This is a genomic window from Arthrobacter sp. RT-1 (assembly GCF_003367205.1).
GTDB lineage: Bacteria > Actinomycetota > Actinomycetes > Actinomycetales > Micrococcaceae > Arthrobacter.
The window spans coordinates 167,052-178,672 of record NZ_QRGQ01000040.1 but is presented as its reverse complement, the minus strand read 5'-3'; the positions used below and the strand labels follow the sequence as shown (position 1 = coordinate 178,672).

The following is an 11,621-nucleotide window of genomic DNA, read 5'->3' as shown; positions in this document are numbered from 1 at the left end:
GCTACTGCACCCGCACTCTGGGGTCAACGAGGGTTGTGGCAAAATCAGCCAGGATGGCCCCCAGGGCGAAAATGACGGAACCGTAGGCGAGCGTGGCAGTGGCCGCGTTGACGTCCTGCAGCGAGATGGCATCGATGCTCCACGAGCCGACACCGGGCCAGGCGAAGATTTTCTCCGCGAAGAAGCCGCCGGCAAAGATGGCCGGGATGGTGAAGGCGATGCTTTGGGCAACGGGAATGAACGAGACGCGGAGCGCATGCCGGGTGATGGCCTGGTTGCGGGTGAGCCCCTTGGCGCGCGCGGTGCGGACAAAGTCGGCGTTGACGTTGTCCAAAAGGTACTGGCGCTGCGCTATTTGGTAGGAACCCCAGCCGACCAGCGTGATCGCTATGGTCGGAACCGCGTAGTGCGCCAGCATGTCCACGAACTGCTCCCACCCCGGTTCCATGCCGGGAGTGGAAATGCCGGTGACGAAGAAGATCCGCTGGCCTACTGTTTCGTTGATGTTGATGGCGCCCAGCTGTACGAGGAAGTATGCGATGGGGGCGGGCACAATGTAGGCGAGGTAGCTGTAGGACGTGATCACGCGGTCCTGGAACTTGTACTGCCGGGCGGCCGAATAAACGCCCAGGGCCACGCCGATGATCAGGGTCAGAATGATGGACGCGAGGAACAGCCGCGTGGAGATCCATACCCGGTCACCGAATTCGGCGTTGATGAACGCCCCATTGGGGCTCCTGCCCCAGTCCCACCTTGTCACGATGGCGGTCAACCACTCAACGTACCGCTCCCAGGGGCTGAGCTCCGGGTCCAGGCCCTTCAGGCGCATGGAAGTGGCCACCTGCTCCGGCGTCGGACGCGGAATGCGCTCCTGTTCCAGCAATGCCGGCTTGAGTGTACTGACGGCAAGGAAATATCCGGCCGACGTGGTCAGGAAGATCATGACCAAATAGGTGATGCCGCGCCTGGCGAGGTACTTGAGCATGGTGTGCGCTACTTCGGATTCGCCGCCGCGCGCTGACTGAAGTGGCACGCTTGCTTCCGCCGGCGTGCCGGAGTGCGGGACAGTTCAACAATCACGCGCAGGATCCTTCCGTCTTCCCGGGATTGGCGGGGGTTGTGCCGCCTCACCGGGTGTTGTGCCAGCGGGTAGCTGGCTGTCCCGCAGCCTTGGCAGGGCCGTCCTGACGGACTATGTCGCGGGTCACATTTCTTGAGGAAACTATCACAAGCCTTGAGCCAAAACGTGGGTAACCGCAGGAAAGCTACCCGCGCGTATCAGATTGTTATGAAGAATTCTGTGAAGTCCATATGACTGGACGCCGCGGCTCCGTCCGGCGTAATCTACGCGTCTTTGACCACCCTTGTGACAAGGTCGGCCCAAGAGGCGGCCAGCCTTTCCGGTGCCACGCCGCGGTCCCGTACCAGGTGGAGGAGCCGCTCCGGATCCAGCGTTGCGCTCAAAGACCCTGCCATGAGCCAGGGGTCCGAGTCGAAACCCGCCTCGCGCAGGAGCACCTCGATGTGCCGGTGCCACAGCGCCGCGGCCGGCACGTCAAACCGGCCCCGCGAGGCGTTCTCAGCGGCAAGCACCAGGTCGCCGAACTCCACCACGTAGGCGATCCGCTCAGAACCGAACGCGATCAGCCGCTCACGTCCGGGCGCGCCGGGACCCAGCGGAGGAGGGCCAAACAAGAACCGGGCCTGGAACGCGGATTCGGAATCGTCGAGCAGCGTCAGCATGAGCCCGGCCCTGCTGCCGAAGCGGCGGAACACTGTGCCCTTGCCCACCCCGGCACGTTCCGCGAGGCGGTCCATGGTCAGGGCTTCGGCCCCGCATTCCGATATCAGTTCACGGGCAGCCACCAGCAGGCGTTCCCGGTTCCGGACGGCATCACTGCGCTCGGCGGGCGTTGCCGGCGTCATTCCCGGCCGCAGTGGGATGGAGCTCACAGCCACATTCTAGCCCCTGGGAATAATAAGCGGACCGTGGTCCGTTTAGTCTGGTGAAGGCATGACAAGCCTCAGCTTCAACCGGCACGCGGCCCCTCCCGCTGCCCCTACCCCAGGAGTATTCATGACTAAGAGCACGGTCCTCACCCTCGTCGGCAGCCTGCGCGCCGGGTCCACAAATCAGAAGCTGGCCGAGGCCATCCAACTGAACGCCCCTGAGCAGGTGGAGGTTGTCATCCACGACAGCCTGGGCAACATCCCCTTCTACAACGAGGACATCGACGTCGAAGGCCAGGTTCCTGCCGCCGCCGCCGCCCTGCGTGCCGCTGCCAGCGAAGCCGACACCGTCCTCCTGGTAACCCCCGAGCACAACGGCACCGTTCCCGCAGCCCTGAAGAATGCGATCGACTGGCTGTCCCGCCCCTTCGGCGCCGGAGCCCTCGCCGGCAAGCCCACGGCCGTCGTCGGCACTGCCTTTGGCCAGTTCGGTGGCGTGTGGGCGCAGGATGAGGCGCGCAAGGCCGCCGGCATCGCCGGCGCCCAGGTCCTCGAGGACGTCAAGCTCGCCGTTCCCGGGTCCATGGTCCGGTTCGCCGAAATCCACCCCAAGGATGACGCCGAGGTTGTGGAGCAGATCAAGGGCGTGTTCGATGCCCTTGCCGCCGCCGCTCCCGCAGCCTAGGCACACCCACCGGCGCCCGGTACGCAGCTACGCGTACCGGGCGCTGCTGCATCCAGGTACTGCCGTGACCAACTCTTGTCCCAACCGGTACCTCACGGACACACTCCGCCGGAAAGGCCAGCCGTAACGTTAATCCACGGAACGTACCGGAACGGGATCGCGGTGCAGTCATGGCAGCAGAGTGGAGCGCCGGGAGGCGAAGGACGGGCTTGCGCCTAACGGCAAAAGCCTGCCTGGCACTGCCGCTGCTGCTCGGCGCCTGCATTGGCGCACCGCCTGCAGGTCCAGGCGCGGGAGCCTTCCCTCCATCCGCCCCCGGCAGCAGCGCCCCGGCTGCGGCACCCCCGGCGGCTCCAGCGCCACAGCCCCAGGACCAGCCCTCGGCAGGACCGGAGCCGGAAACGCTCCCTCCTGCCGAGGGCGTACCGCCGGCAGGCCCTTCCACAACGGCGGAAGCGGCGGAGGGCTGGCCCGTTCCCGAGGCCGGACGGGCGCCCGCAACGCAGGCCGCCGCACCACCGGCGCCGGCCCCGGCCACCATTCCTGCCGTGCCGCGCACCGTGACGGCTTACTACGTGCTCCTGGACGACGGCGGCAGCAACGGCGTGCGGTTCGGCTGCAATGACAGTCTGGTGGGCATGGACAGCCCAGCCCCCGATTCCGATCCGCTTCCGGCCGCCATAGGTGCGCTTCTGCAGGGAACGGGTGGAGCGGGAATGCCTGGCCCCGGGGCGGGACCGGTCCGGGAGATGTACAACGCCTTGGCGGACTCCGGGCTGAGGTTCCTCTCCGGCTCTTTCGATGGAACGACGGTCACCGTGTACCTGGCCGGCGCGTTGAGCCTTGGCGGGGTGTGCGACATCCCGCGGGTTGAGGCGCAGTTGACGCAGACAGCGGTTGCGGCAGTGGGTGCAATCCGGGCTGAAATCTACGTCAACGGGCAGCCGCTGAAAGAAGCACTGAGGCAGGACTAGCCACCCGCCCGCAACCTGTCGTACGCGCATTGACAACAAGTGTTGCTTTTGGAGCAACATCCGGCTGTATCCTGTGGATGTGAGCCACGAAACACTTGATGCAGCAGGGACGCTGCCAGCGGAAGCCATCGATGCGATTGAACGGGCTGCAACGTCAGCGCACCGGCATGAGGACCTGTTCTCGGAGCGTGCCGCGAACATCCGGCAGTCGGCGGTGCGGGACGTTTTCGATATTTCCATGCGGCCCGGCCTGGTCTCCCTTGCGGGCGGCAGTCCGTATCTGCAGTCGCTTCCGCTGGACCGGCTTGCGGCCACCGCCGCCAAAATCATTGCCGAGGACGGCCTCACGGCGCTGCAGTATGGCGCCGGACAGGGGACCGAAGAACTGCGCACCCAGATCTGCGAGGTGATGGCCGCTGAAGGTATCCTCGACGCCCTGCCGCAGAACGTGGTGATCACCGCCGGTTCACAGTCGGCCCAGGATGTTGCCACCAAATTGTTCTGCAATCCCGGCGACGTGGTGCTCGTGGAAGACCCTACCTACGTGGGTGCCCTCAACACGTTCGAGGCATACCAGGTGCAGGTGGAAACGGTGGACATGGATGAATCCGGCCTGGTCCCCGAGCTCCTGGAGGCGCGGATCGCGGCGCTTCAACTGGCCGGCAAGAACATCAAGTTCCTTTACACCATCCCGAACTTCAACAACCCGTCAGGGATCACCCTCGCCAAAGAGCGCCGGCAGCAGGTGGTGGATATATGCCGCACTGCGAATATTCTGATCCTCGAAGACAACCCCTACGGTCTGCTGCGCTACTCCGGCGAGCACTTGGCCCCGCTCCGGGCCGACAATCCCGGGGACGTCATCTACATGGGTTCGTTCTCGAAGATCTTCGCGCCCGGCCTGCGCATCGGGTGGGCGCTGGTGCCGGAACACCTGCAGCGGCGCTACTACCTCGCGGCCGAGTCTGTGACGCTGTGCCCGCCCGCCCTGAACCAGATGCTGGTCTCCGCCTACCTTCGCGAGTACGACTGGAGGGGCCAGATCGAGACCTACCGCGGCCTGTACGCCGAGCGGTGCGCGGCGATGCTGGCTGCGTTGCAGGAACACATGCCCGCAGGGGCCACGTGGACCAGCCCGGAGGGCGGCTTTTTTGTCTGGGTGACGCTGCCGGAAGGCGTGGACACCTACCCGCTGCTGCACAAGGCCATCGACGCCGGCGTGGTATTTATCCCCGGCGCCGCCTTCACGCCGTCGGACGAACCGTCCAACAAACTGCGACTCGCCTTCAGCGCCGTGCCTCCCGAAGCCATCGCCGAGGGTGTCCGCCGCCTGGCGCCTGTGCTTCAGGAAGCCATAGCTGCGCTGTAGCGTTGGCCTGACCAGTGCCGCATAAACGAAGCAAAGGAGCATCACATGAGCGGAATCATCGTTGTAGGGGTTGACGGCAGCGGAACCGCGAAGAAGGCAGCCGAGTCCGCACGCGACCTCGCCGCTGCCTTGGACGCATCACTCCACGTTGTGTCGGCCTTCGACAGCGACCGCACCGAGATCTTCGGCAGCGGCAGCGACCAGTGGATCGTCTCAGACGCCGACGCGGCCGAACACGTGGCCCGTACCGTGGCGGAGTCCCTCGGTGGCGGCGTCAAGGTCACGTATTCCGCAGCCCGCGGCCGGCCGGCGGATGCCCTCATCAAGGAAGCGGTCCGGATGGAAGCCCGCATCATCGTGGTGGGCAACCGCAGGATGCAGGGCATAGGCCGCGTCCTGGGCAGCGTGGCCAACAGCGTGGCGCACAACGCGCCCTGCGACGTCTACATCGCGAACACGTACGACGCCGACTAGCAGTAACCCCGGACACTCCCCCGGGTGGCGAAAGTCGCTGCGGGGGGTGTCTGGTTTCACGCCCGATACCCGGGTTCAGCCGTTAGCGCAACGATAAAATTGAATAGGCCCCCAATGGTGCGGCACCCAGCAACCACTATCGAGGGGCATATCTTGATCACTCTCCAGCGCCGGCAGCTCGTAGGCCACGACATCCTCCTGGCCCGCCACGGCAACCACATCTGCTCCATGCGGGTTGACCGCAGCAATGGCACCGTCGTGGCACTGCTGGATGACGGCAGTGTGGACTCCGCGCCGAACCTCATTACGCCCGGGCTGCAGCTTCCCGAAACCGTGGGAAGCGTGCTGCGCGAAGACTGGAAGCTCTTCACGGCGTGGGCCGGCATGGCCGCTGCTATGGGCGTCCTCATGACGGCCGCGGCCGTGCTCCTGGGAACTACCGCAGATCCGGCCACCATCGAGATGTTTTCGGCGTACCCGTATTCCTCGTTCTAGGGCCTGCCCGGCCGGGACTTGTACTGCCTAGGCCACCATCAGGCCCTGCAGGATCCACCAGATGCCTGCCATCACCACTCCGCCGAAGAGTGACCCCGTCACCACCTGTGCCACCGAATGGGCCCGCAGTACCACACGGGACCAGCCGACCGCCGGGATCAGGAGAAGCAACGGAGTCCAGGCCGCCCCGAGCATCAGCACGGCGATGACGGTTGAGCAGGAGATGGCGGCAGCGTGCCCGCTGATCTTCCAGAACGGGCTCACTCCGGCCAGCACCACGACTCCGCCAACCACCGCAAGGACCATGGCAACAACGCTCCGGGGCGCGCCGACAGCCTCCAGGACCACCAGCCCTGCAAGGATCGATGCCAGTGCCATCAGCAGGACAGGAGCCCGCTGCTTCCGGTCACTGACATGATGGTCGGTAACCTTCCCCAGCCGGACCAGGACCAGCAGCAGAAGCAGCGGAAGCACGCAGACAAACAGGGCCGCCAACGCGCCGTACGCCATGGTGGCCGGAAAACCGCCCTCGGTCAGCGGACTGACCAGCAGCTGGATGCTCACCACCACGGGAGGCTGAAACGTCTCCGTCAGCCACCGGGCGGTCCTGTTCTTCGCCCGGATGGTGCCGGCGCTGATGCCCACGCCGTCAGTCAAGGAGGAGCGCAGGCTCTTCCAGGATGGCCGCGACGTCCGCCATGAAGCGGGCGGAGAGGTCACCGTCCACAACGCGGTGGTCGAACGAGCCGCCAAGCGTGGTGATCCAGCGCGGAATCACTTCACCGTCAAGGACCCAGGGTTTCTGCTTGATGGTGCCAAAGGCAACGATGGCCACCTCGCCCGGGTTGATGATGGGCGTTCCCGTGTCGATGCCCAGGGCGCCGATGTTCGTGATGGTCAGCGTGCCGCCCTGCATCTCCGCGGGCTGGGTTTTTCCGGCCCTGGCGGTGGTGGCCAGGTTATTCAGCGCCAGCGCCAGCTCCTTCAGGGACAGGTCCTGTGCGTTCTTGATGTTCGGCACCATCAGGCCCCGCGGCGTGGCAGCCGCGATGCCCAGGTTCATGTAGTGCTTGACGTGGATTTCCGCGGCGTCAGCCCCGTCCGCGTTGTCCACCCAGGTGGCGTTGACGCTGGGGTTGCGCGCCGCGGCCCAGATGACGGCCTTGGCCAGGATGAGCAGCGGGGAGACCCTGATGCCCTCGAAATCCCTGGATGCCTTGAGCCGCTTGACGAACTCCATGGTGCGGCTGGCGTCCACGTCCACAAAGATGCTGACGTGCGGCGCGGAGAACGCGGATTCCACCATCGCCTTGGCCGTGGCCTTGCGGACGCCCTTGACCGGAATCCGTTCAATCCGCTGGTCCTGCGGCTTGCCCGCTTTGCCCCAGAAGCCGTCCGCCTTGTCCAGCTCTGCGTCGCGCTGGGCCTGGTAGCTGACCAGGTCCTCGCGGGTCACCTCGCCCCGTGAACCGGTGGCCACCACGTCCGCAAGGTCGATGCCGAGGTCCCGGGCAATCTTGCGTACGGGAGGCTTGGCCAGGACCCGGTTGACCAGGCCCGTGATGGTGCCGCCCAGGGTGGGGCGGTTGTCCATGTCGCCTGCGGCCGGGCCGGCCGAAACCTCGGGTGCTGCTGTCACGGCGGCCGGCGTGTGTGGCTGGACGGGCTCCACTTCCGGGGCGTTGAGTGTCACGGCAGCGGAGGGCTGGGCTTTCCGCGGGCGGCGCTTGACGGCGTCGGCCTTCGGTCCGGAACCCACCAGCGGACCGCCGGCCAGGGCACTTTCCTGCGCGCCGCCGTCGGCCCTTGCTCCCCCATCGGCGGGCAGCGTGCCGTAGAGGGGCTGCACGGGCGTTTCCGGGGCGCGCACGTCTGCGGGCGTGGGGTCGCCTGCCACGTCATCGCTGACGCTGATGATGGCCGTCCCGACGTCGATGTTCACCCCTTCGGGGACCAGCAGTTCGGTGACTGTCCCGGCAAACGGGGAGGGCAGTTCCACGATGGACTTTGCGGTTTCGATTTCGCACAGGACATCGTTGATGGCGACGGCGTCACCGGGCTTGACCTTCCAGGAGACAATTTCCGCCTCGGTGAGGCCCTCGCCGACGTCCGGCAGGTTGAACTTGTTGAGAGTCATGGTGTCCTCAGTAGGAGAGGGCGCGGTCCAGCGCCTCGAGGATGCGGTCGATGTCCGGAAGGTAGTCTTCCTCCACCTTGGCAACGGGATAGGGCATGTGGAAGCCGCCCACGCGGATCACGGGGGCCTCGAGTGAGTGGAAGGCACGTTCGCTGATCCGCGCGGCAATTTCGCCGCCGATCCCGCCGAACGTCGGGGCCTCGTGGGCGACGATCAGCCGGCCGGTCTTCTGTACGGAGGCCGTCACGGTATCGAAGTCCAGGGGCGAGATGGAGCGAAGGTCGATGACTTCGACGCTGCGGCCGTCCTCCTCCGCGGCATTGGCGGCCGCGAGGGCAACGGGAACCAGGGGGCCGTAGGCCACGATGGTGGCGTCGGTACCTTCCCGGAGGACGTGGGCCTTGAACGGATCCGCTGACGGCCCCGGGTTCTCCACATCCACGTCGCCCTTAAGCCAGTAGCGCCGCTTCGGCTCAAAAATGATCACGGGATCCAGGCATTCCACGGCCTGCTGGATCATCCAGTAGGCGTCATGCGCGTTGGACGGGGTGATGATGCGCAAGCCCGCAGTGTGGGCGAACAGGGCCTCCGGGGATTCGGAGTGATGCTCCACGGAACCGATGCCGCCGCCGTAGGGGATCCGGATGACCACGGGAACCGTGAGGTTGCCGTTGCTGCGGGCATGCATCTTGGCGAGCTGGGTGGTGATCTGGTTGAAACCCGGGAAGACGAAGCCGTCGAACTGGATCTCGCACACGGGGCTGTAACCCCGCAGCGCCAGGCCAATGGCAGTGCCGATGATGCCGGATTCCGCCAGGGGGGTGTCCACCACGCGGTCGGGGCCGAATTCACCGATGAGCCCGTCTGTTACGCGGTAGACGCCGCCCAGCGGGCCGATGTCTTCGCCCATCAGGAGTGATTTCGGGTTGCTGGCCAGGGTGGCGCGGAGGCCTTCGTTGATGGCCTTGGCAATGGTCATGGTGGTCATCAGTGGCCTGCCTTTGCTGCTGCCTGTCCGGCCGGTACCGCCGGGGGTTCCTCACCGGCAAACCCTGCGGAGTATTCCTCGAACCATGCCAGCTCTTCGGCCACCAGCGGGTGCGCCTCTGCGTAGGTGTTGGCGAAGGCGGAGCGGATGTTCGGGGTCTCAAGGTCATGGGTAGTGCGCCGGACGTAGGAGGCGAGTTCGTCGCCGTCGGCCTTGACCTGGGCGAAGAAGGCGTCGTCCGCGAGGCCTTGGGCGCGCAGGTATTTCTCCAGCCGCAGCAGGGGATCCTTAGCCCGCCAGGCGTCCTCTTCGGAGGACGGGCGGTATTTGGTGGGGTCATCGGCGGTGGTGTGGGCGCCGACGCGGTAGGTGAAGGCCTCGATCAGGACCGGGCCCTTGCCTTGGCGTGCGTGCTCCAGGGCCCACTCGGTGACGGCGTGGACGGCGATGACGTCGTTGCCGTCCACCCGGATGCCGGGGAAGCCGTAGCCCTTGGCACGGTTGGACAGCGGAACGCGGGTCTGCACGTTGGTGGGTACCGAGATGGCCCAGTGGTTGTTCTGGCAGAAGAACACCACGGGAGCGTTGTACGAGGAGGCGAAGACCATGGATTCGTGGACGTCACCCTCGGAACTGGCGCCATCCCCGAAGTAGGCGATGACCGCGGCGTCCGGCACCTCCGCCTTGGAGCCGGCGGCTGCGGCAAGCTTCTGGTCCCGCTGGATTCCCATGGCGTAGCCCACGGCATGGAGGGTCTGGGCGGCCAGGACCAGTGTGTAGAGGTGGAAGTTGGTGTCCTTGGGGTTCCAGCCGCCATTGGAGACGCCCCGGAACTGGCGAAGGAGCTCAGCCAGGTCCACGTTCCTCGTCAGCGCCACCCCGTGTTCACGGTAGGTGGGAAAGATGTAGTCCTGCGGCTGGCTGGCCCTGCCCGAACCGATCTGGGCAGCTTCCTGCCCGGTCAGGGGCACCCACAGCGCCAGCTGGCCCTGGCGCTGCAGGGCGGTGGCCTCCACGTCGAACCGGCGGATGGCAGCCATATCGCCGTAAAGCCCGCGCAGGGCATCGGGCGTGAGCTTGTCGGCGTACTCGCTGTACACCGGATCGGAACCCAGCTTTCCGTCGGGACCCAGCAGCTGCACCATCTGCGCCGGGGGCTCGCCCATAACGGCTTCCGCATCAGCTTCCCGCTGGTCGTCAACCGCTGTTCCGTCGAACTCGGTGGAAGGCAGATGTGTGCCCATACCGTCTCCTTGCTTGCCGCATCCGGATGCAATGCAATGTCGCTGGGATATATGCCTCAGAAGGAATACATTCCCGGTGCGGCATATACATTGGCTTACTGATCCTAACTTTATCTTCAGTAGGTAGCCGCAGGACTACTTGTTAAGCGCTAGGAACCCCGCGGGGCCTTTGTATAGTCGGCACATAACCGAAGGAAGCGCGTGTTGGCCTCTTGCTCACCGACGCTAACCCTGACCCCCTCGCCGGGAAAAGCGCGCACCGAGAGCCCCTGGGCTCCCGCCAGCTCTGCAAATTGGCTACTGTCAGCCCCCAGATCCAGCCAGACGAAGTTTCCCTGCGCATCCGGAACAGCCCAGCCAAGGTCCCCCAGACCGGCAGTAACGCGGGCCCGCTCGTCCACCAGCGTTTGTACCCTTTCTACAACCTGAGGGAAATTCTGGAGGGAAACAATGGCCGCCTTTTCGGCAATCTGCGACACCGCGAACGGCGTCGCAGCCACCCGCAGGTGCTGGGTCAGCGCTGGATTGGAGACGCTGTAGCCGACGCGCAGGCCAGCCAGGCCGTGCGCTTTGGAGAAGGTCCGAAGTACCACCACGTTGGGGTATTTCCGGTAAAGGGCGATCCCGTCCACCGCACCGGGTGCCCGGACGAACTCCTGGTACGCCTCATCAATGACCACCACGACGTTGGAAGGCACCGAGCGGATGAAGGCTTCGGTCTCGGCGGCGGTAAGGGCCGGGCCGGTGGGATTGTTGGGCGTGCACAGGAGTACCACCCTGGTGCGGGCCGTAACGGCTGCCGCCATGGCGTCCAGGTTGTGCCGGCCGTCGGAGGTTACGGGAATCCGGACACTCTCCGCCCCGGCCAGGCCCACGCTGATGGGATAAGCCTCAAAGGAGCGCCAGGGATAGATGACTTCATCGGCCTTGCCGTCGTCGTTCTGGCCAGCGAACGCGGCGAGGATCTGGTTGAGGGCACCCAGGCTGCCCGCTCCGGTGACGATGTCCTCGGCGGGGACATTGAGGAAACCCGCGAGCGCCGCCCGAAGCTTGGTGCTGACCGGGTCCGGATAGCGGTTGAAATCGGTCTGCTGCGCGATCGCCTCGATAACTGCGGGGAGCGGCGGGAGCGGGTTCTCGTTCGAGGACAACTTGTAACTGGTGAGTCCGTCGACGGCGGCGGGCGGCTTTCCGGCCGCGTAGCGGGGCAGCCGGCCTACCACCGGACGCGGCGGGATTCCACCGGCCAGGGTCTCTGATGAGGTCATGCGCACTAGCCTACTTCTCGTGCGATAACGGTTCCGG

Annotated in this window: 12 protein-coding genes; 5 read left to right on the top strand and 7 right to left on the bottom strand. The window is 65.7% G+C overall.

The genetic code is table 11. The annotated features are described in order from the left end of the window. Position 1: 1 nt before the first annotated feature. Entirely contained in the window at positions 2-985 is a 984-nt protein-coding gene (locus tag DXK94_RS19010) for an ABC transporter permease (RefSeq protein ID WP_079598083.1), read from the bottom strand. Positions 986-1,344: 359 nt separating this feature from the next. Next, a complete protein-coding gene (locus DXK94_RS19005; RefSeq protein ID WP_115526115.1) occupies positions 1,345-1,953 on the bottom strand; it encodes a TetR/AcrR family transcriptional regulator in 609 nt (202 codons plus the stop codon). Positions 1,954-2,077: 124 nt separating this feature from the next. Here DXK94_RS19005 and DXK94_RS19000 point away from each other — a divergent pair, with 124 nt between their 5' ends. The 5 genes from DXK94_RS19000 (at position 2,078) to DXK94_RS18980 (ending at position 5,947) form a co-directional block, all read left to right on the top strand. Next, positions 2,078-2,635 (top strand): NAD(P)H-dependent oxidoreductase, encoded by a 558-nt coding sequence (locus DXK94_RS19000; RefSeq protein ID WP_079598020.1) that lies wholly within the window; start codon positions 2,078-2,080, stop codon positions 2,633-2,635. Positions 2,636-2,844: 209 nt separating this feature from the next. After that, positions 2,845-3,609, top strand: coding sequence for a hypothetical protein (locus DXK94_RS21745; protein WP_258868616.1), 765 nt, complete (start codon positions 2,845-2,847; stop codon positions 3,607-3,609). A 79-nt stretch (positions 3,610-3,688) separates the two neighbouring features. Further along, positions 3,689-4,978 carry a PLP-dependent aminotransferase family protein gene (locus DXK94_RS18990; protein WP_115526218.1) on the top strand — a complete coding sequence of 430 codons (1,290 nt, stop codon included), beginning with the start codon at positions 3,689-3,691 and terminating at the stop codon, positions 4,976-4,978. A gap of 45 nt (positions 4,979-5,023) precedes the next feature. Then, positions 5,024-5,452: a universal stress protein gene (locus tag DXK94_RS18985; protein ID WP_079598023.1), complete on the top strand. Its 429-nt coding sequence runs from the start codon at positions 5,024-5,026 to the stop codon at positions 5,450-5,452. A gap of 153 nt (positions 5,453-5,605) precedes the next feature. Further along, positions 5,606-5,947: a hypothetical protein gene (locus DXK94_RS18980; RefSeq protein WP_115526217.1), complete on the top strand. Its 342-nt coding sequence runs from the start codon at positions 5,606-5,608 to the stop codon at positions 5,945-5,947. Positions 5,948-5,974: 27 nt separating this feature from the next. On the opposite strand, the gene DXK94_RS18975 is transcribed toward DXK94_RS18980, so the two are convergent. The 5 genes from DXK94_RS18975 to DXK94_RS18955 all read right to left on the bottom strand — a co-directional run bounded on the left by DXK94_RS18975 (position 5,975) and on the right by DXK94_RS18955 (position 11,584). Continuing rightward, positions 5,975-6,592 (bottom strand): phosphatase PAP2 family protein, encoded by a 618-nt coding sequence (locus tag DXK94_RS18975; protein ID WP_115526216.1) that lies wholly within the window; start codon positions 6,590-6,592, stop codon positions 5,975-5,977. Between the two features lie 4 nt (positions 6,593-6,596). Then, positions 6,597-8,084, bottom strand: coding sequence for a dihydrolipoamide acetyltransferase family protein (locus tag DXK94_RS18970; protein WP_115526114.1), 1,488 nt, complete (start codon positions 8,082-8,084; stop codon positions 6,597-6,599). Positions 8,085-8,091: 7 nt separating this feature from the next. After that, positions 8,092-9,072: an alpha-ketoacid dehydrogenase subunit beta gene (locus tag DXK94_RS18965; RefSeq protein WP_079598025.1), complete on the bottom strand. Its 981-nt coding sequence runs from the start codon at positions 9,070-9,072 to the stop codon at positions 8,092-8,094. Continuing rightward, positions 9,072-10,316, bottom strand: coding sequence for a pyruvate dehydrogenase (acetyl-transferring) E1 component subunit alpha (gene pdhA / locus DXK94_RS18960; protein ID WP_079598026.1), 1,245 nt, complete (start codon positions 10,314-10,316; stop codon positions 9,072-9,074). The genes DXK94_RS18965 and pdhA overlap by 1 nt, the downstream gene beginning before the upstream one ends. 149 nt (positions 10,317-10,465) lie before the next feature. Continuing rightward, positions 10,466-11,584 carry a histidinol-phosphate transaminase gene (locus tag DXK94_RS18955; RefSeq protein WP_115526113.1) on the bottom strand — a complete coding sequence of 373 codons (1,119 nt, stop codon included), beginning with the start codon at positions 11,582-11,584 and terminating at the stop codon, positions 10,466-10,468. Between the last annotated feature and the right edge of the window lie 37 nt (positions 11,585-11,621).